Below are 21,374 nucleotides of genomic sequence, written 5' to 3'. Positions count from 1 at the left end.
CCTGATCTCGCCAATGGCTATTTCGCGAGGCGGCGGGCGTTCGCCCGCACGCGCTTGGCATAGGGGCGAAGCGCCGCTGCCGCGATCCGTTTGTGTCCGGCCCCGGGTCCGATCTTGCCGAGGCCTAACGCCGCGGCCGCGCCCATGCTTTCCTTTGCCAAGGCGACATTGCAGGCGACGACGCTTTCGGCGGCGGCCGCCAGCTTCTCCGTCACCATCCGGCTTGCCTCCACATAGTCGGTTGCGGAGCCTGTCATGGCTGCAACCGTAATGGCTTGAGTGCGAGCGGCGATGACCATCGGCGCCTGGAACCAGAGCGCCGCCAGATCGCTGGCAAGGGAACGGTGCTTTGCCATGTTACTCTGTCCTTGCCGCAACGCCGGCGCGCGCCGCGCGTCCACCCCGCCGTCCGCCGCCGCCCGCCGGCGCAGCCGCAGCCACGACATGGCCGCCTTCCGCCGGCTTGTGATCGCGATAGGTCATGATCCAGTTGGTGCAGTTCGCGTCGGTACCGTTCAAGACGTTCGCGGCGCGCACGGCCTCCATCTCCTGCGGGCGGCAGGGGTTCATGATCGCCGAGGTCATGCCGGCGCCGATCACCATCGGAATGAAGCCGGCATTGATGCCGTGGCGGTGCGGCAGCCCGAAGGAGATGTTGGAGAGGCCGCAGGTGGTGTTGACCTTCAGTTCCTCGCGCAGGCGACGCAGAAGCGCGAAGACCTGCCGGCCAGCATCGCCAAGCGCGCCGATCGGCATGACGAGCGGGTCGACGACGATATCGTGCGGCTTGATGCCGTGATCCATGGCGCGCTCGACGATCTTTTTGGCGACGGCGAAGCGCACATCCGGATCCATCGAGATACCGGTTTCATCGTTGGAAATCGCCACAACCGGCACGTCATATTTCTTGACGAGAGGCAGGATTGCCTCGAGCTTCTCTTCTTCGCCCGTCACAGAGTTGACGAGCGGGCGACCTTTGGCGACCCGAAGGCCGGCTTCGATCGCGGCGGTCACGGAGCTGTCGATCGACAGCGGCACGTCGACGAGGCCCTGTACGATCTCCAGCGTCTTGACGAGGAGCGGCGGCTCGGTCTCGTTCGGGTTGACAGCTGTCACGCCCGCATTGACGTCGAGCATCGTGGCGCCCGCGGCCACCTGCTCCAGCGCGTCCTTGATGACCGTTTCGAAGTTGCCTTCGATCATTTCGGCGGCGAGCTTCTTGCGGCCGGTCGGATTGATGCGTTCGCCGATGACGCAGAAGGGCTGGTCGAAGCCGATGACGATCTCGCGGGTGGCGGAGGCGACGATGGTACGGGTCATATAAGATCCTCTGATCCTTGGAGCGTGGGGCTATGTAATAGGCCCGTTTCGTGTTTGTAAGGCAACCAGGCGTACCTGGCGCCGGTTTTCCTCTTCTAATCGAAGGACGGCACGATTGGCGGCCCCCTCCGTGTCGAAAGCTCAGTGCGGATGATGAGCCGCGGCCTCCGCCATCTGCTGCTGATTTTCCTCGATGCCTTCACGCAGATGCTCGAGCCGTTCTGCAACCAGCGCATCTGTCGGCGTGGCCTCGCGCTTCCATGGTCTGCGGCCCTTCAGCACGCCGGACTCGTGAACGATCTCGGCCACATATTCTTCCTGGCGGTAGGCCATGACATGGACGCCGGAAACGCCCTCGATCTCCTTCACCTCGTTGATGATGTCGATGCAGAGCTGCTTGCCTTCCTTCTTCTGGTCCTGAGCACCTTCGAGCCGCTTGATGATGCTGTCGGGAATGTGGATGCCCGGCACGTTGGAGCGGATCCAGCGAGCGGTCTTGGCCGACGCCATCGGTCCGACCCCGACGAGGATGAAGCATTTCTCGTGCAGGCCGAGGTCGCGCACCTTCTTCATGTATTCGCGGAACATCGGCACGTCGAAGCAATATTGGCTTTGGACGAACTGCGCACCGGCCTCGATCTTCTTCGCCAGCCGGTAGGGCCGGAAGTCGTAAGGGGGCGCAAAGGGGTTGATCGCCGCGCCGAGGAAGACCTGCGGCGGCGTCGTCAGCTTGCGGCCGGAGAGAAATTTCGAATTGTCCCGCATGATGCGCACCGTTTCGAGCAACGACATGCAGTCGAGGTCGAAGACGGGCTTGGCGCCCGGTTGGTCGCCCGCCTGCACGCCGTCACCGGTCAGGCACATGATGTTCTGCACGCCCATGGCGGAGGCGCCGAGCACGTCTCCCTGGATAGCGATGCGGTTCTTGTCGCGGCAGGCGATCTGCATGATCGGCGCATAGCCCATGCGGGTCAGCAGCGCGCAGATGCCGACCGACGACATGTGGCAGTTGGCACCCGAGGCGTCGACCGCGTTGATGCCGTCCACCCAGCCGTCGAAGATCGCGGCACGCTCGTAGACGTCCTGCGGATTGGCGCTGTCCGGCGGGTTGAGCTCGGCCGTCACGGCAAACTCGCCGCGCCGGAGCACGCGCTCAAGGCGGCCGCGCGACGAGTGGCCGGGGAGAGGATCGAGTGGCGCGCCAGGATCGTGCGGGTTGATGTCCGGGCTCATTGCTGGCCCTCCTTCTGCTCCGCCTCGCGGCGGGCCGCAGCCTCGGCGGTCACGCGCAGCCAGGCCGACGTTTCACGCAGCGACTGGTTGACCGGCGGCTGGACGTTCATGATCGCATCACCTTTCACCATGTTCTGCGAGCCCTTCCACGCCTGCACCCAAACGCAGGGCATGTCCGGCTCGACCTCGCAATTGCCGTTGGCGCGCACGCCGCCGCACGGACCGTTACGCAACTGCTTCGGACAGTTCATCGGACAGGACATGCCGGTCGAGGAGAGTGCGCACTGGCCGCACATGCGACAGTCGAAGAGGAAACCCTTCACGTTGCGTTCGATGAAGGTCACCGGCCGTTCAACGCGGCTGTAGCCGATGGCGTTCCAAAGAGGGTGGAGCTTCAGGAACATGTCGGCGAAGCGGTTGTAGAACCATTCGAGGAAACGCGAATGCCGTACGGCCCAGAGCCGGACGGTGTATTTGTGACGCGAGCGGCGGCTGGGGGAGACGTTCGTCGGAATATAGGCGCCGCTTGCCGCTTTCTTGGCAGGCTGGGCATTGCCGGTGACGACTTTCGGATCAGGCATTTTCACGCCCTCCGGCCTTGACGAGCGCCACCAGCCGCTCCTTGTCGTAGGCTTCTTCCAGTTCGGCCGCCGCCTTGTCGGCTTCCGCCTCGAGGTCGTCCGAGACCGGTACCGGATCGGCCTTGCGCCATTCGGCGAGGTAGTCGTCCGTCTCGGCGGCGCCAGTGCGCATGGCACACATGTCGATCGCCTCGGTAAAGCGCAGCGAAAGCTCGCGTTTTGCGCTCTTGCGGCCCTGTTTGATGATGACCTGCGCGGGAATGTCGCGCCAGTAGACGATTATGCGATCTGCCATCGGATTTCTGGTCTCCTCTAAAGGCGACAATGCGCATGTCCATCTAAGGTGGCTCACCTTGCCACGACGTCGGATATGTCCAAAAACGACGCTCCACCGCGGCGTCGCCACGCGGCCATGTGGCCGGCAATCCGAGGAGGGACGTGCAATTCATCGCTGGCGACTGGCGGTTGCCGACGCGTGAGACAAGCGCCGCTCACAGACAAGCGGCGGCGCTCAGCCTCGGCGCCGGGATATTGTCTTAGAATATCATGATGTTGGCATTCATGGTCAGTTCACGTAAAAGCATGAAATCTGCTCCTATCCTAAACTGATAGGTGTGGAGATGAAGAAGATTGGGATCCTTTTCCTCGCCGCTGTGACGGCTTTCACGAGTTACGCGCCTGTGCAGGCCATGCCTGTCGTAACCCTTTCCGCCTCACAGGCGAGCGAGGTAAAACTGGTCGATCACCGTGGCTGGCACCGACCACCGCCGCGCCGCGGCTGGTACGGTCATGGCCCTCGTTACGGCTGGTATAACGGCCATCGCGGCTACCGCTATCACCGCCATGGCTATCGCAGGCACAGCGACGGCTGGTGGTATCCGCTGGCGGCCTTCGGAGCAGGGATGGTGATCGGCGGCGCCATCGCGCAGCCTCCCCGCTATGTCGAACGTCGCTATGTGGCACCTCGTTATGCCGGATCGGGGCTCCCCTCGCGCCACGTAAGCTGGTGCTATTCGAGATATCGCTCATACCGCGCCTGGGATAACTCCTACCAGCCTTATGGCGGGCCGCGGCAGCAGTGCTACTCGCCTTACTACTAAGGGCGATCGGAGACCGCCCGCGCGGCCGTGCGGGCGGTCTCGGCTTATCAGGTCAAACGGTTGCCGAGCGGGCGCCATCAATAACCGGCCTTCCGCTTCCCTGGGCACCACCGCCGCCCATGCCGCCGCCGCCGGGCGTACCGGAAGTGCCGGTAGTACCAGCGCCGGAGCTGCTCGGCGGCGGAGGGGCGGTATTTCTTTGGGCCGACTGGCTGCTCATACATCCCGCGAGCGTCAGAAGGGCGATCGCGGTCGCGACTACAGCGCCGTGCGTCTTTTCAGACGCACAAAGGACGCTGTAGCACTTTGAATTGCTGCATGTTTTGTCCTTAAATCGGGTACGATTTAAGGACACATGCAGTAGCGATTTGCGGGTCATCGTAGTGCTCCAATCATCGATTGGATGTGACGAAGCGCTAATAATCTCTCAGATGCTCCCTAGAGACAACGCAAGCTTGATTTAGCGTGGACGCGCATCATTTCCTTAGAATTGCGAAGATACGGAGTTGACGATGCCGAAGGCTGTTATCACGATCCTTTGCCTGACACTTCTCGCACTTTCGTCCTGTGCCAATACCGCACGCGGGTTCAGGCAGGACAGCGCCCAAACCGGCGTCGCGGTCGATAGTGCCACGAGAAAGGTGCTGAGGGCAGGGGCGCAGTAAGGTGCGGCATCGAAGCACTCGGGTCGGCCTGCAATAGCGGAATAAACACGCTTTGCCGGCTTATCGTCATCGCGCCACCTACCAGATTCCACACCGCAACCCGTTCCAAAGCCAAGTCCAGATCGGCGGATGGTACCATTGCCGGGATGGCGCGATAACGTCGACGGGCTGGAGGCGTCCGGTGAGTGCATCCTCGACGGCTTTGACTGCGATGCCGGTCGAGGCTGCGGTCTGGAGCAGCGGGTAGGTGTGCATCGTGTCGGCGCGGCCCGGCACTTGTCGCGACTGGTAGACGATGGCGCCGGTATCGACGCCGTCGTCGACGAGATGCACGGTCGCGCCGAAATTCTCGGGATCGCGGCTCACGACCGCCCAGTAGCCGCCCATCAGGCCGCGATATTGCGGGTTGATGCCGGCATGGAAATTCAGGACCGGGCAAGCGATCGAGGCAAGCGTTTCCGCCTTTAGCATGCGGCAACTGATGAGGAAGACGACCGCGGGCTGTAACGCCTTCAGGCGGACGCGGGATTCCGGATCGTTGATCGAGCCGATCCGATGGACGGGGATCGCCGGATCGAGCACGGCGGAAACGCCGTACTCGCGCAGAATCTCCACCGCGCGTCGGCGGGTAAAGTGCTTGCCGAAGCGAGAGACAATCATGGTCGCGAGTTGGCCCAAGGCCGTGACCCAGCCGAGCTTACGGGCGCGCCGCTTGACGAAGACCGCCTTCGACTCCGGCTGCTCCTGCAGGACCACGACGTCGTCGAAATGCGCGGCAAGCGCGTTGATCATGACATTCGGATTGTCGCCGCCCGCGGTGATCACGACGATGCGGCCGCCGGCCGGTTTCGCGGGCCTCTGCCCGGCATTTGGCTGGCTGGTGATGCCCATCATCCTCGCAAACCCATTCATGCTGCCGGAGCCGCTCTTCTCGAAGCGGCAACCGAGGCCTTGGTCGTGTGCGAGCAATATGCCGAGATGGCTTACGGCGACCTTAACGCAGGCATGGAGATTTACGCACCGTGAACGACGCTGGCTTCTTCGCGGCCGAAGGGAGGAAGGTGAAGTCGTTTCACTCGCCCGCCATTCGTGAGAACCAGTCAGGCCTCGATGAGCGATCGCGTCAGATCGCCGTAGCCGGTGTAGCGGTATTCATATTCAAGCCCCAGCGCCTCGGCGGCGCGGCGAGCCTTCACCTGCAGCGCCTCGTCCTCGACCTGCGACAGATAAACGAGCTTGCGATAATGGCCGAAATACATGTCGCGCAGTTCGGGGTGCCGGTCGAGGCCGAGCGGCTCGATGACGAAGGCCTCGAACTGGCGGGCGAGGAAATCGGTGAGGAAGAAAGCGCTGATGTCGTCGTCCCAGCGCTTGGCGAATTCCGCATTGCCGGCGAAGAAGGAATAGCAATGCGGGCCGGGGATGCGCTCGACACCTTCCTCCTCGCAAAGCCGATCAAGGAGGCCGCCGGTGCCGCAATCCGCATAGGCGATGAAGATGCGCTCGAAACCATCGGATCGGGCTCGGGCGATCGCTGCGCGCAGGCCGGGGACGATTTTTTCCGGCGTGTTGTGCCAGATGGCGGGCAGACAGTTCAGGTCGATATGATCGAGCCCATTCGCTTCGCAGACGGCAAGGATCTCGCGCGCGATGGCGCCGCAACCAATGACATGAACTTTCCTTGGTTGTGCACGTTCTCTTGCCGCCGTTGCATTTTCCATCTTTATTCCGCCTTGCATCAACATGAAGGAATCATGGTCATGACAACAAAATTCATCGCGACGATCGGCGCCGCCCTTGTGGCGCTCGCAACCCTGACTTCCTGCGCAAACACGATCCGCGGCATGGGGCAGGATACTGCAAACGCCGTGAACGCGACAGAAGGAGCCGGACGCCGGGTCGCCAGGGCCGCAAACTGACAATCGAGCAGGGCGCCCCGTCCGCGCGCCATCTCATCGCATTCAAATAAGAAAGCCGGCTGCCGTTTTCATCTGCACAGCCGGCTTTTGTCTTTCACAGTTGTTAGGTTCAGCCGGCCGCGAGCCTGTTGTGCTTGCGCTTCATGAAGTCCTTGGCGGTTTCGACGGCGACCGCCGCATCGCGGCAGTAGGCGTCGGCACCGACCGCCTTGCCGAATTCCTCGTTTAGCGGCGCACCGCCCACGAGAACGACATAGTCGTCGCGCAGGCCTTTTTCCTTCATGGTGTCGATCACGACCTTCATGTAGGGCATGGTGGTCGTGAGCAGCGCCGACATGCCGAGGATATCCGGCTGCTCGCGCTCGAGCGCTTCGAGATAGTTTTCGACCGGGTTGTTGATGCCGAGGTCGACGACGTCGAAGCCGGCGCCTTCCATCATCATGCCGACGAGATTCTTGCCGATGTCATGGATATCGCCCTTGACGGTGCCGATCACCATCTTGCCGAGCTTCGGCGCGCCGGTTTCGGCAAGGAGCGGCCGCAGGATCGACATGCCGGCCTTCATCGCGTTGGCCGAGAGCAGCACTTCCGGCACGAAGAGGATGCCGTCGCGGAAGTCGATGCCGACGATGCGCATGCCTTCGACGAGCGCCTGGGTGAGGATGTCGTAAGGCGTCCAGCCGCGCTCCAGGAGGATGCGCGTGCCATCCTCGATTTCCTCCTTGAGACCGTCATAAAGGTCGTCATGCATCTGCTGCACGAGTTCCTCGTCGGAAAGGTCCTCGAGAATGATTTCATCGTCTGCCATAGTAGGGTTCCTCGGTTCCTGGCATAAGCATTTCGCGCGGGGCGGCACGAGAGGGCGCAATCCGGACGCGTTCCCCAATCCTTAGCGGGCCACATCTAAAAAACTCTTTTCGAAAGCGACGTCGCATATGATGAAAAACGACGACGCCCTGGCGCAAATCCCCCCGCTCCCCTGTCGTAACGCATTATCTCGCGGTTCGGAATCGGCGGCGTGGTAAAATTATGCAACAGCTCAAGGCCTTACTGCATGTTTCTTAAATCGTACCCGATTTAAGAACAAAACATGCAGCAATTCAAAGTGCTACAGCGTCCTTTGTGCGTCTGAAAAGACGCACGGCGCCGTAGAGTGTTGTTTCCGGGGCCTCGCTCCACCGGGATCGACGAGCTGGCGCTCTTGAGGCGAATGGAACGACCGCTCCGCGAGTGTCTAAGATGCGCCACCTCTTGGCGCATTGAGACCCGTACCGGTCCGGCGCGTTGGTAGCATTAGGCCAAATCGATGCCGGGAGCAGGATGCCGACCGCTGGATTTCACCCGCGGAAAGCATTATGCGCCCACCTAGTCAAAGTGTTGCAGCGTCCTTCGCGCACTATGCGTGGGGCGCTGCGGGAGAGGAACGAGCGAATGAGCGACGTGACAGAACAAGGCGCGGTCGAAGGCGGCGGACGCCGCGCGCGTGGCGAGGGGCGGGGAGCGGCGGCGCGCCGGGCATCTCGCACCGGCGGCGGTCCGGGACCGTCTCTGCCCTATATCCAACGCAAGATTCGCGAGTATGAGGTTCTCGACGAAGAGGGCCTGCAGCTCATCGAACGTAACGCCGACATCGTGCTCGAGGAGATCGGCATCGAGTTCCGCGACGACGCCGAGGCGCTCGAGCTCTGGAAAGCGGCCGGTGCCGACGTGCGCGGCCAGCGCGTGCATTTCCCGAAGGGTCTTTGCCGCGAACTTTTGAAGACGGCGCCGTCGAACTTCACCTGGCATGCGCGCAACCCCGAGCGCAACGCCCATATCGGCGGCAAGGCGACGGTTTTCGCGCCGGTCTACGGCCCGCCCTTCGTGCGCGACCTCGACGGCAATCGCCGCTACGCGACAATCGAGGACTTCCGCAATTTCGTGAAGCTCGCCTATATGGCGCCCTCGATGCACTCCTCGGGCGGTACGGTCTGCGAGCCGGTCGACATTCCCGTCAACAAGCGCCATCTCGATATGGTCTACAGCCATATCCGCTATTCCGACAAGCCGTTCATGGGCTCGGTGACCGCGCCGGAACGCGCCGAAGACACGATCGCCATGGCGAAGATCGTCTTTGGCGACGATTTCGTCGAGAACAACACGGTGACGCTCAACCTCATCAATGCCAACTCGCCGATGGTCTTCGACGAGACGATGGTGGGTGCGCTGAAGGTCTATGCACGCCATAACCAGGCCTGCGTGCTTTCGCCCTTCATCCTCTCCGGCGCGATGAGCCCGGTGACCGTTGCCGGTACGCTGACGCAGATTCTTGCCGAAGTGCTCGCCGGCGCCTCGTTCACCCAGCTCATCCGCAAGGGTGCGCCGGTGCTCTTCGGAACCTTTGCTGCCTCGATCTCGATGCAGTCGGGCGCCCCGACCTTTGGTACGCCGGAGCCGTCGCTGGTCTCCTACGGTGCCGCGCAGCTTGCTCGCCGCCTCGGCCTGCCGTTCCGCACCGGCGGTTCGCTCTGCGGCTCCAAGATTCCGGATGCGCAGGCGGCGCATGAGTCGTCGAGCACGCTCAACATGACCCTGCTTGCCGGCACCAATTTCGTGCTGCATGCGGCCGGCTGGCTCGAAGGCGGTCTCGTCTCGTCCTACGAGAAGTTCATGATCGACCAGGATCAGCTCGGCATGATGCAGAAGATGGCCGAGGGCGTCGATCTTTCCGAAAACGCTCAGGCGCTCGACGCAATCCGCGAAGTCGGACCGGGCAGCCACTATCTCGGATGCGCCCACACGCAGGCGAATTTCCAGACGGCCTTCTACCGCTCGCCGCTTGCCGACAACAATTCCTTCGAGCAGTGGGAAATCGAAGGTGAAAAGCGGATCGAGCAGCGCGCCAATGCGCTTGCCCGCTCTTGGCTCGAACACTACGAGGCTCCTTACCTCGATCCGGCGATCGACGAGGCGCTGAAGGCCTATATCGCCAAGCGCAAGGACTCGATGCCGGACGCCTTCACCTGAAAGGCTCCCGAACGCGCCAGGGAGCAAGGCGGCAGGACGCAGGTGGCCGACATGATCCAGAAGGAGGTCTGGCGCCCGCATTACGAACTTCAGGGACCGAAACCGAAATGACGGTTCCCTTGGCAGAAAAGCTCGTCGAAACACTCCGTGCGGCACTCAAGCCGCACGGTCTTTTTTTGCGTGGAACGGTGACATTCGCGCCCGGCGAAGCGGCGCCGAAGCTGGAGAGCGGCCAGTCCGCCGCAAGCGTCGTCCTCATCGGCAATATCGGCGGTTCGATGTGGCAGCCGTTCAGCCGCTGGCGCGAAAGGCACCGGGATCGCGGCGGTGCCGATCCGCTCGATAATTGGTCGAAGGAGACGATCCTGCCGGTGGCGAAGGCGGTTGGCGCCATGGCCTGTTTCCCATCCGATCCGCCCTGGCAGCCCTTCCAGCAATGGGCAATGCGCGCCGAAGGTTTGAAACCGTCGCCGCTCGGCATCCTCATCCATCCGCGCTACGGCCTCTGGCACGGCTATCGCGGCGCGCTCGGTTTCGGTTGCGCGATGCCGGCGACGGGCGAGGCGGCGGCCCATCACGCATGTGATAGCTGCGGAACAAGGCCGTGCATCTCCGCCTGTCCGGCGGATGCTTTGGCGTCCGGCAAATTTGATGTTGGCGGCTGCCGCGCCCATCTGAGGACGAATGCCGGGGTAGGCGGCTGCCTCGCCTATGGCTGTCTTTCGCGCGAGATGTGCCCGGTGGGGCGAGAGTATCGCTATCCGCCAGCGCAGATCGGTTTCCATATGGCGGCGCTTAGCCTTTAGTAGCGCGATGTCCCGCTGCGCAAACCACCTGTCGCTGCGCACTTTGGTCAGAGTTTCTCGCGCCGTAGACGCGGCGCTGCTGGATTCCTGTGCTTGTCATAGGAATCCAGCTACGGCGCGTCTGCGCCGTGAACAACGTTGAAGTCGAAAAAGAGAAACGGACGCATCTGCGGGCGCGCATTAATCCGCCGCAATCCATGCGATGCTGTCCATGACGATTCCACTCGAGTTCCGAATCATGCCGCTGTTTCCCAGTTCTCTCCTTGGCGGGGCCGCCATTCTCTCCGCGAGCCTTGCCGAGCCGGCACTCGCCGCCTGCCGTAACGTGAACCATCTCGGCCAGGACTATATCGCCTGCAGCTTCGATCCGGCGGCGAGCGACATTCGCCTCTATAACAAGGATCAGGCGGGTGTGCCGTTCAGATCCTTCAAGGCACTGTCGCTCGAACTGCGCCAACGCGGCGAATATCTCGTCTTCGCCATGAATGGCGGCATGTATCACGATGACCTTTCTCCGGTCGGCCTGCATGTCGAAGAGGGGACGGAGCAGGCGCCGCTCAACACCAATCCGGGCTGGGGCAATTTCCACATGCTGCCGAACGGCGCCTTCTATGTCGAGGGCGGCAAGGCGGGCGTCATAGCGGCGGAGGCTTATCGTGCCGCCGGCATCAAGCCGCGCTTCGCGACGCAGTCGGGGCCGATGCTTGTCATCGACGGTGCGCTTCACCCGCGCTTCCTGCCTGACAGCGACAGCCTGAAAACCCGCAACGGCGTCGGGGTGACGGCTTCGGGCGAGGTGGTCTTCGCCGTTTCGAAGCGGCCGGTGCGCTTCCATGATTTCGCGTCGCTGTTTCGCGACGAGCTCGGCTGTCCGAACGCGCTTTTCCTGGACGGCACGATTTCGAGCCTCTACGCGCCCGAGATCAACCGGCATGACCGGCTGTTTCCGCTGGGGCCGATCATCGCCGTCGTTGCCCGGTTTCCGAGTTGAACCGCGGCGCGAAGAATAGATCGCTCCCCGCCAGGCGGGGAGCGATCGGTGGGATGCATGCCGCGTGAGGCGGCTGAGGCCCTTCAGACCTTCGGGAAGGCGCGCTGCAATCCGCCGGATTTGTGCAGCCCAGCCCTGAAGGCCTGGTAAGCCGGATGCTGGCTGGAGCGGCCAGCTTCCATGAGCCTCATCTGCAAGCGGGGCGGCGCCTCGTTGCCGAGCCACTCTCCGAGCTTTTCGAGCTTTAACGAATTCAGGAAGCGCGCTTCCGCGGCGACGTCGAGGTGGCGGTAGAGCCCCTCCAGCAAATTCTCGTCTTGTTCGGGATTTTCCATCAGCAGCCTGATGAAGGCCTGATCGGTATCGCCGAAGCTCGAAAGCTTGGCGGCGGTCGAATCCCGGTCCGGAAAGGCGGCTGGCCCACTCATGGAATCGTCTCCCTCGTATTGAATGTCCTGTGCGGATAGGCGAGCCGCCGACGATGCGCAACAACGGACATGGGTTCCGCCGCGGACGCTACGGCTATCATTTCTATCCGACGGGGCGGAAGCTGCCTTAGAATTCGCACAAATGTGGATATACCGGGCGGCGCGGTGGCTCGTCGGCGGAGGCCGTGGTAATGGGCGGTCCTCCAACAGGCGTTCCTGATGCATTACAGACCCGAAATCGATGGACTGCGAGCGATCGCAGTCGTGCCCGTCCTCTTTTTCCATGCAGGTTTCGACTTCATCGGGGGCGGATTTGCCGGTGTCGACGTCTTCTTTGTCGTAAGCGGCTTCCTCATCACGTCGATCATTCACCGCGAAATTCGTGAGGGGCGCTTCAGCATCGTCTCCTTCTATGAGCGCCGTGCTCGCCGGTTGGCGCCGGCATTGTTCTTCGTATGCCTGGTGTCGACGATCTTCGCCGTCATGTGGATGCTGCCGCAGGAGCTCAATGATTTCGGCAAGAGTCTCTACGCCCTAAATCTGTTCGGATCGAACTTCGTGTTCTGGAACGAGACCGGCTATTTCGCGCCAAGCAGCGAATTGATGCCGCTCCTGCACACCTGGTCGCTGGCCGTCGAGGAACAGTTCTACATCGTCCTTCCGTTGTTTTTTCTGGCACTTCGACGCTATCCGGTAGAGACGGTGCTGAAGGTGTTGGTCGCGGCGTGTGTCCTCAGTTTTGGTGCGACGCAGATTCTCGCCCGCGTCGATCCGGCGGCAAACTTCTACCTGTTGCCAAGCCGGCTTTGGGAACTCGGTGTCGGCGCGATGCTCGCGCTCGCTGGCGAGGACTATTTCCGTCTTTCCAAAGGCTTTCGCGAGTTTGCAGCCGGCTTCGGCCTCTTTGCCATTGTTGCAAGTTATCTTCTGGTCCGCGAATCCGCGTTCTATCCGGGATGGACGACGGTGCCGGTGGTGCTTGGGACCGCATCGGTGCTCGCTTTTGGGCGGGCGGATACGCTTGTCGGCAGGCTGTTGTGCGCCCGGCCGCTGGTGGCGATCGGCCTCATGAGCTACAGCCTCTATCTCTGGCACCAGCCGGTCTTGGCCTTCGCGCGGTTACGCGCGATCGACGAGATTCGCCCATGGGCTACATCCTCCTGCTGGGGCTGTGTCTGGTACTCGCCTATCTGAGCTGGCGCTACGTCGAGCTGCCGTTCCGCAAACCTGCTCGCGCGCCCGTGGGGTCGTTTTTGCCTTGACGCTCACCGTTGGCGGCGCCGCGATGGTGGCGGGTCTGAGCCTTGACGGCACCGACGGGTTCGCATCCCGTAACCGTGAGCTTGCGCGGCTGATCGAGCCGAGCGTCGGCCTCGCCAAGGAGTGCGACGCAGTCATCGACCTCAAATGCGCGACGAGTCCAAAGCCGGAAATTGCGGTCTGGGGCGACTCCTACGCCCGACATCTCGTCGACGGCATTATTGCTTCGAAGCCCGACGTGCGGCTGGTGCAACTCACCAAGAACAATTGCGGCCCGTTTTTGGACCTAGCGCCCGTTCTGCCCCGGCTTGGACGCGGCTGGTCGGAGGCATGTGTTCAGCACAATGCGGATGTCAGGCGCTTCCTGCTCGCCAACAGGTCGATCCGCTATGTTGTGCTCTCATCGCAGCTCAGCCAGTATTTGAACGAAAAGACGGTGCTTCTCGACGGGCGTCGGGAGGTTCCCGCCGACATCAAGACGCTCATCGATGACTCCCGTTCGACCCTTGCCTGGCTGGAGGCGAACGGTTTCAAGACGGTTTGGGTGGCGCCGCCGCCGCAGAATGGTAGGGATACCGGTCCCTGCGTCGCGAGAGCGAGGCTTTTGGGGCAGCCGATCGAGCGATGTGAGTTGTCGCTGAAGGATGTCCGCGCCGACAACAAGGACGTGCTCCAGGTCATCGCCGATATCGCCCACGACTATCCTGTGGTCAGCTTCATGGACTATCTTTGCAACGAAGTCTTCTGCAAGGTCGAAGATAAGGGCGTCGCGCTTTTCGAGGATTACGGACACTTCTCGGCCCGCGGCTCACGCCAGATGGGCCTCTCCTTCAACTTCTACCGCACCTTCGTCGACGCGGCCGAGCACAATGTCCTCTCCGGCGTGGTGATGCCCGCGGGCGCGCTCGATACTTCCACCCTTTAGGTGAAAGGGCCTCTAGGCGCGCCGGCTCCGTCTTTCGCGTGCCGGTGCTGCGGGGCCTTCGTTTGCCGTCTTGTTGCGCAAGGGGCCGATCTTTTCGATGATCACCTCAAGGGTCGGGCGCTCGCCCTTCGTGTGATTGTCGAGCGCAAGCCGCATTGCGGCGAGGTGATTGCAGGAAGTGCCGCAGCAGCCGCCGATGATCTTGGCGCCGGCGTCGACCGCCAGTCGGGCATATTCCGCCATCAGCGGCGGCGTGCCGGAATAGTGGATCTCGGACCCGCGGAATTCCGGAATGCCGCAATTGCCTTTGACGACGATGGTCGACTCCGGGCTCGCGGCGCTCATATCCAGCAGCGAGGAAAGGATGTCGGAGGCACCGACGCCGCAATTGGCGCCGACGGCGACCGGACCGTCGCCGATATCGGCGGCAACCCCGTGAATGTCCTTCGGATGCAGACCCATCATCGTCTTGCCGGCGGTATCGAAGGAGCCGGTATAGACGAAGGGAAGGCCAACCTTGGCGGCGGCTTCGGCTGCTGCGCGGATCTCGTCGGGCGAGGACATTGTTTCGATCCAGGCGACCTCCGCGCCGCCGGCCTTGAGGCCCTCGATCTGCTCGACAAAAGCCGACACGGCATCCTCATAGGAGAGTGCGCCGAGCGGTATCAGCAATTCTCCGGTCGGTCCGACCGAGCCGGCCGTGATGACCTTGCGCGGCGCCTTGTCGGCAACCGCTCGGGCGATTTCGGCGGCGCGCTTGTTGAGCGCATGCACGCGGTCGTCGGCCTGATGCAGCTTCAGGCGATGACGCGTGCCGCCGAAGGAATTGGTGAGAATGATATCGGCGCCGGCATCGACGAAGTCCTGGTGCAGCTTGGTGATGTTTTCCGGCTTCGTCTCGTTCCAGAGTTCCGGCGCTTCACCGGCCTCGAGCCCCATGGCGAAGAGCGACGTGCCCGTGGCACCGTCGGCGAGCAACACCCCCTTTTGGGCGAGGAGATCGGAAAGGACATTGGAGGCAACGGACATCGGTTTTTCCCGGCTGAATGAGTTGCAGCAACATATAAAGATATCTTTATGTCTTTGCAATCGGCAATCAAACTAAATACGCCTCCATGCCTCCGGCTTCGCGGCGATGGCTTTTGGGCGCCTCAAGTATCTGCGGTCAATCGCGGCAGTTCATCCGCTAGCAGGGCCGCGAGGTCGGCCGAGGCGCTATCAGCCTGGGCACGTAAGCGCAGGCCGAATTCCGCGTCCGGCAGCGCCGGTAGTTCCAGATGCCGCGGCGCGGCCACTATGCCGGAGCCGAGAAAGCGTTCGGTGCGTGTCGTGACCGCGATGCCGCTTAACACAGCGGCGCGCAGGCCGGAAAGACTTGGGCTGGTGGCGGCGATCCGAAATGAACGGCCGGCGGCATCGAGCGCGGCGATGGCGGTCGCGCGGAAGCCGCAGGGCGGATCGAGCACTGCCAATGGGAGCTCGAGCTCGGCGGAGGCCAGGCCGGCTGCGGAGCACAACCAGACCATCGGCTCTCGCAGCACCAAAAGCTCGTCAGCCAAGGGCCCCTGTCGCATTGTCAGCAGAATGTCGATCTGGCCCTGCTCGTAGGCCGCGGTCAGCTCCTTCGTCCTGCCGATCCTGAGATCGAGGCGAACCCGCGGATGGGACCGGGCAAACCGGCGCAGCAGGGCGGGCAGGGCTGCTTCGGCGAAGTCCTGGGTACAGCCGAGCGCGATCCGGCCATCTGCCCGGGCACCCTTGAGGCTGAGCCAGGCGTCCCGATGGGCGTCGAGAATGCGGCGGGCATGATCCACGAATTCCTCGCCGACCGGGGTCATTGCTCGTCCGCGCCCCACCGGCGCGAGAAGGGGTTCGCCGACGAGCGCTTCGAGCCGTTGCATCTGCGCCGTCACGGCCGATGGCGACCGATTGACCGCCGCTGCGGCGCGAGCGAGCGACCCGCCTTCGGCAAAGGCAAGAAAGGTTCGCAGCAGGTCGGGATCGATCATTCTCATAGTTCGATAATATGGAACTATTTATGCGAAACAATTCGATTTTTCTGATTCATCGATGATGGCAGGCTGATCGTGACACTGACATCAACCCAGGAAGGAGCTTTCCATGCCGATCATCAATATCTTTGTCACCGCCCGACCCGACCCGAAAATGTCCGAGAAAATCGCTTCTGCGGTAAGCGAGCTGACGCAGCTTCACTTACGCAAGGATCCGACTGTCACGGCGGTCGCCATCACCTATATCGATCCGCAGCACTGGTTTGCCGGCGGGAAGTCGATCGCATCTCAAGAGACCGACAGTTTCTGGCTCGATATCAAGGTCGTCGACGGCACCAATACGAAGGAGGAAGTAGCACGCTATATCGAGGCGATCTTCGCCGCATTCGAACTCCTCCTCGGAAAGGTGCATCCAGAGAGCTATGTGCTCGTCCACGAGGTGTCCGCCGCGGCCTACGGCTACGGCGGCAAGACGCAGGAGTTTCGCTTCATCAGCGGCAAATTGCAGGCGGCCGTGTAGCCAACGGCATGGTCGCCCAGAGCCTTTCTACCGCCTGGGGCGCAGTTCACGCCGCCTTGCGGGCGACGTGACCGGTCGGCGTCACCATGGCGGCGATGATCGTCTGCAGGTCGATGGCGCCGATCGGGCGGCCATTGGTGTCGACGACATGCGCGGTGTTGATATGGGCGCCCGTCATCGTCCGGGCGGCCGCTTCAAGGACGGTGCCGGCCGCCAGCGGCAGGCCTTCCGGATTGCCGGAGAGAGGCCGCATGATCGTCTCGACATTGATCACGCGTCCTCGGTTCACCTCCTTGACGAAGGCCGTGATGTAGTCGTCGGCCGGCGACAGCACGATCTCCTGGCCGGTGCCCTGCTGCACGACGCGGCCGTCGCGCAGGATAGCGATCTTGTCGCCGAGCCTCAGAGCCTCGTCTAGATCATGCGTGATAAAGACGACGGTCTTCTTCAATTCCTTCTGCAGTTCGAGCAGCACCGATTGCATGTCTACGCGGATCAGCGGGTCGAGCGCCGAATAGGCCTCGTCCATCAGGAGGATCTCGGCGTCGTTGGTGAGCGCCCGGGCAAGGCCGACGCGCTGCTGCATGCCACCGGAAAGCTGGTTCGGATAGTGCTTCTCGAAGCCCTTGAGGCCCACGCGGTCGATCCAGCCGAGCGCGCGCTTTTCACTTTCGCGCCGCTCCACACCCTGGATCTCAAGGCCGTAGATGGTGTTTTCGAGGACGTTGCGATGCGGCAGCAGCGCGAATTTCTGGAACACCATCGCCGTCTTGTTGCGGCGGAACGCGCGAAGGTCGCTTTCGTTCATCTTGCAGACGTCCACGCCGTCGTAGAGAACCTCGCCGGCGGTCGGATCGATCAGCCGGTTGATGTGGCGGATCAGCGTCGACTTGCCGGAGCCGGACAGTCCCATCACGACCGTGATGCAGCCGCCAGGCATGGAGATGTTGATGTCCTGCAGGCCGAGCACGTGGCCGTGCTTTTCGTTGAGCTCGGTCTTGCCCATGCCGTTCTTGACGACATCGACATACTCCTCGCCACGGGGGCCGAAGATCTTGTAGAGGTTCTTCACCTCGATTGCGTGACTTGCCATAAACAACCTTTCCCCTTCTCGGCTGGAAGCGTCTTTCGGCCGCTTGCGTCTGCGGAAAGCGGTTTGCGGCTCTCCGTGCGCAGTTCGTTTGTGGGCTCTTCTGCTCCCCGCATCAAAAATGTGACAGCGGAACATGCCGTCCGCTGTGCTGTTTGCGACGCAGACGACGATACTGCGTCGCACTCAGTAAGTATCATGCATTCGGCCCGCTGTCAGAGAGCGCCCTTGACCTTTTCCGCGACCTCCGGACTGACCCACTGCGTCCACGTGCCCTGGAAGTTCTCGAGGAAATATCGTGCCGCGTGCTCGTTGGTGCCCTGGTTCTGATCCATCCAGGCCAGCACCTTGTTGACTGTCGCGTTGTCCCAACTGCGCGTCTTTACGTAGTCCATGGCGACACCGGCCTTTTCGGCAAAGGATTTAGTCACCACCGTATAGACGTCGGACACGGGATAGGAGTTCACCTTCGGATTCGGGCAGTCGGGAACGGCCGAGCAGGAGTCCCATTCCGATCGGTCGTGATCGACCCCGAAGGACAACAGCGCCATCTCGTATTTGCCGAGGATGGCGGTCGGCGCCCAATAATAGCCGAGCCAGCCGGTCTTCTTCTCGAATGCGTTGGCGATCGAGCCGTCGAGGCCGGCGGCGGAGACCGTGTCAATCAGCTCGAAGCCGGCCTTCTCCGCTTCGAGCGCCTTGTAGAGATTGGCCGTCGAGATCCGGCAGTTCCAGCCGGCGGGACAATTATGGACCGCTCCCTTGGGGGGATGCTCAGGGGAGGGGAAAAGGTCCGGACGCTTCAACGCGTCCTGGACCGTTCTGATCTCGGGGTGCGCGTCGGCAATGAACTTCGGAATCCACCAGCCTTCGACGCCGCCCTCGCTCAAGATCTTGGCGCCTTCAATAAGGCGACCGTCCTTCACCGCCTCATTCAAAGAAGTCCGCACGGAGTTGATCCAGAGTTCCGGCGCCACGTCCGGCTCGGCCTTTTCGTTCATCGAAGCGAAGGTCGGCATCGTGTCGCCCGCGACAAGCGTGACCGTGCAACCATAGCCGTTTTCCAGAATGAACTTGTCCACATGTGCCGCAATGCCGGCGGAGGCCCAGTTCATTTCGGCAATGCTGACCTCGCCGCATTCCGCAGCTCCGGCGGGCGCCGCCAGGGCCCAGATGCCCGCGGCAAGAACCGAGGAAGCAAGGAGTTCTTTCATATTGTCCGAGCTCCCCAAATCTTTGCACCGCGCACGGTCGAGTGCCGGATCAATCTCCTCTTAACAGCCTAAGTGTTCCCGATGAGAAATCAACCTCTTGGATGCGTCGGCTGCGGTCGTGATGGATGGCCTCGCTCGCCGTTTTGAGGAGCGAGAGAAAAAAGCGGAATTCACCTTTGGTTAAGGGCTCAATAACCATACGGTAACGTTGTCGGGATAATTGTTTGCCTGCGGCGGGCGACTGCCGCAGGTCCGGATCAGGTAGTGCGTACCGGACCCGATTTTCGCGGCCGCATCCTTCCGTTTCAGTGGTTGGGTGCGGTTTTCGCGTTGAGCGCTCGGTGAAAGTCGCCGCCGTCAAGGAAAAAAAGAAGCTGCCGGAGCGAAGCCGCTTCAGATCCTTGTGCATATCACTGTCCCAAAACCGTTGCGCACTTTTGGGCGACATCCAGCAGGCTGGGAGTTTGCTTCTTTATCCGACGTTGGACGTGCGGATGAGACCGAGCGGGCCGAACGGCACGTCCATTGCAATGTTGCGCTCGCGGGACTGACTCTTTGGCGCCTTGGAGTTCCAGGCAATCTGCACGAAATTGGGTTTGCTGAAAACGAACAGCATGGCTCTTTCTACCTTGGGAGGGCCGGATTTCCGGGGTGTTTTCGATGCCGGTGATATAGGCATGCGCCGCTGATTTTTGAATGCCAAACTCGCCATAGCATGTCGTAATTCCGCAAGCTTGCTGAAGGCCTGAAACAGGCCGTGAGCACCGGTGGCGCAATTGCGGCGAAAATCGCTTCAAGACACCGCTTTGCCACAGAAGGTTTCGGTGCTACGGGAACGGCATGACACGCAAGATCATGCTGCAGGGAACCGGCTCCGATGTCGGAAAATCGGTATTGGTCGCCGGCCTCTGCCGCCTCGCCTCCAATCGCGGTCTGAAAGTCAGGCCGTTCAAGCCGCAGAACATGTCGAACAACGCGGCCGTCGCCGACGACGGCGGAGAGATCGGCCGGGCGCAATGGCTGCAGGCGCTGGCCGCGCGCGTGGCGTCTTCCGTGCACATGAACCCGGTTTTGCTGAAGCCGCAATCGGATGTGGGCAGCCAGATCATCCTTCAGGGCAAAGTCGCAGGGCAGGCGAAGGGCAGGGAATACCAGGCGTTGAAGCCGAGGCTTCTCGGCGCGGTGATGGAGAGTTTCGAGCAGGTCTCCGCCGGCGCCGATCTCGTGATTGTCGAAGGTGCGGGCTCGCCCGCGGAAATCAATCTGCGCGCCGGCGACATCGCCAATATGGGCTTTGCCATCCGCGCCGGTGTGCCCGTGGTTCTGGTCGGCGACATCGATCGCGGCGGCGTCATCGCTTCTCTGGTCGGGACACACGCGATCCTCCCGGAGGAGGACCGGCAAATGGTCAGCGGCTATCTCATCAACAAGTTCCGCGGCGACGTCACGCTTTTCGACGAGGGGATCGCGGCGATCCGCCGCTTCACCGACTGGCCCTGTTTCGGTGTCGTCCCCTGGCTGAAAAGCGCTGCGCGGCTGCCTGCCGAGGATTCCGTCGTGCTCGAGAGGCTGGCGCGCGGTGAAGGCAAGGCGCTGAAGGTCGCCGTGCCGGTCCTGTCGCGGATCGCCAATTTCGACGATCTCGATCCGCTGGCGGCCGAACCGCAAGTGGACATCGTTTTCGTCCGGCCCGGCACACCGCTTCCGGAGGATGCCGCTCTAGTCGTCATCCCGGGTTCGAAATCGACCATTGCCGATCTCAAGGATTTCCGCGCCCAAGGCTGGGATCGGGACCTTGAACGCCACCTCCGTCGCGGCGGTCGGGTGATCGGCATTTGCGGCGGCTACCAGATGCTGGGCAGCCGCGTCGCCGACCCGCTTGGGATAGAGGGAAGCGAGCGGGAGATCGCCGGCCTCGGGCTGCTCGCGATCGAAACCGAGATGGCACCGGAAAAGACGGTGCGCAACAGCCGCGCCTGGTCGCTGGAGCACGACGTGGCGCTCGAAGGTTACGAAATCCATCTCGGCAAAACGACGGGCGCCGATTGTGCCCGGGCGCCGGTCTCGATCGACAGTCGCCCGGACGGGGCGATGTCCGCCGACGGCAGAGTGATGGGCACCTATCTGCACGGCCTCTTCGGAAGCGACGCCTATCGCGCGGCTCTACTCAAGAGCTTCGGGATCGAGGGAGGCGGAGGCAATTACCGCGGCTCGGTGGATGCGGCCCTCGACGAAATCGCCGCCGGGCTCGAGGCGGTGCTTGATCGGGCATGGGTCGACCGCCTGTTGGGGTAAGGGGCCGGT

The 21,374-nt window shown here is 62.3% G+C and carries 25 protein-coding genes; 10 read left to right on the top strand and 15 right to left on the bottom strand.

Annotated features, from left to right (window positions below; translation table 11 throughout):
- Positions 1-17: 17 nt before the first annotated feature.
- The 5 genes from M728_RS09085 to M728_RS09065 form a co-directional block, all read right to left on the bottom strand.
- Entirely contained in the window at positions 18-356 is a 339-nt protein-coding gene (locus M728_RS09085; RefSeq protein WP_026621252.1) for a hypothetical protein, read from the bottom strand.
- 1 nt (position 357) lies between these two features.
- A complete protein-coding gene (locus M728_RS09080) occupies positions 358-1,320 on the bottom strand; it encodes a methyltetrahydrofolate cobalamin methyltransferase (RefSeq protein ID WP_026621251.1) in 963 nt (320 codons plus the stop codon).
- 141 nt (positions 1,321-1,461) lie between these two features.
- Positions 1,462-2,553, bottom strand: a complete 1,092-nt coding sequence (locus M728_RS09075) for a methylenetetrahydrofolate reductase (protein ID WP_026621250.1) — start codon at positions 2,551-2,553, stop codon at positions 1,462-1,464.
- Positions 2,550-3,134 carry a methylenetetrahydrofolate reductase C-terminal domain-containing protein gene (locus M728_RS09070; RefSeq protein ID WP_026621249.1) on the bottom strand — a complete coding sequence of 195 codons (585 nt, stop codon included), beginning with the start codon at positions 3,132-3,134 and terminating at the stop codon, positions 2,550-2,552. The genes M728_RS09075 and M728_RS09070 overlap by 4 nt, the downstream gene beginning before the upstream one ends.
- A complete protein-coding gene (locus M728_RS09065) occupies positions 3,127-3,429 on the bottom strand; it encodes a virulence factor (protein WP_026621248.1) in 303 nt (100 codons plus the stop codon). The genes M728_RS09070 and M728_RS09065 overlap by 8 nt, the downstream gene beginning before the upstream one ends.
- Positions 3,430-3,754: 325 nt before the next feature.
- Here M728_RS09065 and M728_RS09060 point away from each other — a divergent pair, with 325 nt between their 5' ends.
- Together M728_RS09060 and M728_RS09055 are read left to right on the top strand one after the other, a co-directional pair.
- Positions 3,755-4,234 carry a BA14K family protein gene (locus tag M728_RS09060; RefSeq protein ID WP_026621247.1) on the top strand — a complete coding sequence of 160 codons (480 nt, stop codon included), beginning with the start codon at positions 3,755-3,757 and terminating at the stop codon, positions 4,232-4,234.
- A gap of 512 nt (positions 4,235-4,746) precedes the next feature.
- Positions 4,747-4,899 carry a hypothetical protein gene (locus M728_RS09055; protein ID WP_026613727.1) on the top strand — a complete coding sequence of 51 codons (153 nt, stop codon included), beginning with the start codon at positions 4,747-4,749 and terminating at the stop codon, positions 4,897-4,899.
- Between the two features lie 78 nt (positions 4,900-4,977).
- Here M728_RS09055 and M728_RS09050 read toward each other — a convergent pair whose 3' ends face one another.
- Both M728_RS09050 and M728_RS09045 read right to left on the bottom strand, forming a co-directional pair.
- Positions 4,978-5,790: a formyl transferase gene (locus tag M728_RS09050; protein WP_198023407.1), complete on the bottom strand. Its 813-nt coding sequence runs from the start codon at positions 5,788-5,790 to the stop codon at positions 4,978-4,980.
- A gap of 209 nt (positions 5,791-5,999) precedes the next feature.
- The gene (locus tag M728_RS09045; protein WP_026621780.1) at positions 6,000-6,620 is read right to left on the bottom strand and encodes a DUF1638 domain-containing protein; all 621 of its coding nucleotides are present in this window, start codon (positions 6,618-6,620) and stop codon (positions 6,000-6,002) included.
- Between the two features lie 39 nt (positions 6,621-6,659).
- Here M728_RS09045 and M728_RS09040 point away from each other — a divergent pair, with 39 nt between their 5' ends.
- Positions 6,660-6,818: an entericidin A/B family lipoprotein gene (locus tag M728_RS09040; RefSeq protein WP_026621779.1), complete on the top strand. Its 159-nt coding sequence runs from the start codon at positions 6,660-6,662 to the stop codon at positions 6,816-6,818.
- A gap of 109 nt (positions 6,819-6,927) precedes the next feature.
- On the opposite strand, the gene M728_RS09035 is transcribed toward M728_RS09040, so the two are convergent.
- Positions 6,928-7,626, bottom strand: a complete 699-nt coding sequence (locus tag M728_RS09035) for a B12-binding domain-containing protein (RefSeq protein ID WP_026613731.1) — start codon at positions 7,624-7,626, stop codon at positions 6,928-6,930.
- Positions 7,627-8,249: 623 nt separating this feature from the next.
- On the opposite strand from M728_RS09035, the gene M728_RS09030 reads away from it, so the two are divergent.
- The 3 genes from M728_RS09030 to M728_RS09020 all read left to right on the top strand — a co-directional run bounded on the left by M728_RS09030 (position 8,250) and on the right by M728_RS09020 (position 11,621).
- A complete protein-coding gene (locus M728_RS09030) occupies positions 8,250-9,824 on the top strand; it encodes a trimethylamine methyltransferase family protein (protein ID WP_026621778.1) in 1,575 nt (524 codons plus the stop codon).
- 107 nt (positions 9,825-9,931) lie between these two features.
- Positions 9,932-10,630 carry a 4Fe-4S dicluster domain-containing protein gene (locus M728_RS09025; protein WP_026621777.1) on the top strand — a complete coding sequence of 233 codons (699 nt, stop codon included), beginning with the start codon at positions 9,932-9,934 and terminating at the stop codon, positions 10,628-10,630.
- 238 nt (positions 10,631-10,868) lie between these two features.
- A complete protein-coding gene (locus tag M728_RS09020; protein WP_026621776.1) occupies positions 10,869-11,621 on the top strand; it encodes a phosphodiester glycosidase family protein in 753 nt (250 codons plus the stop codon).
- Positions 11,622-11,704: 83 nt separating this feature from the next.
- Here M728_RS09020 and M728_RS09015 read toward each other — a convergent pair whose 3' ends face one another.
- The gene (locus M728_RS09015; RefSeq protein ID WP_026621775.1) at positions 11,705-12,049 is read right to left on the bottom strand and encodes a hypothetical protein; all 345 of its coding nucleotides are present in this window, start codon (positions 12,047-12,049) and stop codon (positions 11,705-11,707) included.
- A 219-nt stretch (positions 12,050-12,268) separates the two neighbouring features.
- Here M728_RS09015 and M728_RS09010 point away from each other — a divergent pair, with 219 nt between their 5' ends.
- Together M728_RS09010 and M728_RS09005 are read left to right on the top strand one after the other, a co-directional pair.
- Complete coding sequence (locus M728_RS09010; RefSeq protein ID WP_051440955.1) at positions 12,269-13,243, top strand: acyltransferase; 975 nt, start codon at positions 12,269-12,271, stop codon at positions 13,241-13,243.
- A 64-nt stretch (positions 13,244-13,307) separates the two neighbouring features.
- Positions 13,308-14,234: an SGNH hydrolase domain-containing protein gene (locus M728_RS09005; protein ID WP_034883995.1), complete on the top strand. Its 927-nt coding sequence runs from the start codon at positions 13,308-13,310 to the stop codon at positions 14,232-14,234.
- A 12-nt stretch (positions 14,235-14,246) separates the two neighbouring features.
- On the opposite strand, the gene bmt is transcribed toward M728_RS09005, so the two are convergent.
- Together bmt and M728_RS08995 are read right to left on the bottom strand one after the other, a co-directional pair.
- Entirely contained in the window at positions 14,247-15,263 is a 1,017-nt protein-coding gene (gene bmt, locus M728_RS09000; RefSeq protein ID WP_026621774.1) for a betaine--homocysteine S-methyltransferase, read from the bottom strand.
- Positions 15,264-15,385: 122 nt separating this feature from the next.
- A complete protein-coding gene (locus M728_RS08995) occupies positions 15,386-16,249 on the bottom strand; it encodes a LysR substrate-binding domain-containing protein (protein WP_026621773.1) in 864 nt (287 codons plus the stop codon).
- Between the two features lie 106 nt (positions 16,250-16,355).
- On the opposite strand from M728_RS08995, the gene M728_RS08990 reads away from it, so the two are divergent.
- A complete protein-coding gene (locus M728_RS08990) occupies positions 16,356-16,766 on the top strand; it encodes a 4-oxalocrotonate tautomerase family protein (RefSeq protein WP_026621772.1) in 411 nt (136 codons plus the stop codon).
- 46 nt (positions 16,767-16,812) lie between these two features.
- Here the strand turns inward: M728_RS08990 and M728_RS08985 are convergent, their stop codons facing one another.
- The 4 genes from M728_RS08985 to M728_RS08970 form a co-directional block, all read right to left on the bottom strand.
- On the bottom strand, positions 16,813-17,859 hold the full coding sequence (locus tag M728_RS08985) for a glycine betaine/L-proline ABC transporter ATP-binding protein (RefSeq protein ID WP_026621771.1): 1,047 nt from the start codon (positions 17,857-17,859) through the stop codon (positions 16,813-16,815).
- 212 nt (positions 17,860-18,071) lie between these two features.
- Positions 18,072-19,070: a glycine betaine ABC transporter substrate-binding protein gene (locus M728_RS08980; protein ID WP_026621770.1), complete on the bottom strand. Its 999-nt coding sequence runs from the start codon at positions 19,068-19,070 to the stop codon at positions 18,072-18,074.
- 49 nt (positions 19,071-19,119) lie between these two features.
- Positions 19,120-19,479 carry a hypothetical protein gene (locus M728_RS08975; RefSeq protein ID WP_156943488.1) on the bottom strand — a complete coding sequence of 120 codons (360 nt, stop codon included), beginning with the start codon at positions 19,477-19,479 and terminating at the stop codon, positions 19,120-19,122.
- A 63-nt stretch (positions 19,480-19,542) separates the two neighbouring features.
- The gene (locus M728_RS08970; RefSeq protein WP_156943487.1) at positions 19,543-19,686 is read right to left on the bottom strand and encodes a hypothetical protein; all 144 of its coding nucleotides are present in this window, start codon (positions 19,684-19,686) and stop codon (positions 19,543-19,545) included.
- Positions 19,687-19,910: 224 nt separating this feature from the next.
- On the opposite strand from M728_RS08970, the gene M728_RS08965 reads away from it, so the two are divergent.
- Positions 19,911-21,365, top strand: coding sequence for a cobyric acid synthase (locus tag M728_RS08965; RefSeq protein ID WP_026621769.1), 1,455 nt, complete (start codon positions 19,911-19,913; stop codon positions 21,363-21,365).
- Positions 21,366-21,374: the final 9 nt, after the last annotated feature.

Origin of the sequence: Ensifer sp. WSM1721, from assembly GCF_000513895.2 — a bacterium.
Taxonomy (GTDB): domain Bacteria; phylum Pseudomonadota; class Alphaproteobacteria; order Rhizobiales; family Rhizobiaceae; genus Sinorhizobium.
This window is presented reverse-complemented; position numbering and strand designations above follow the sequence as displayed.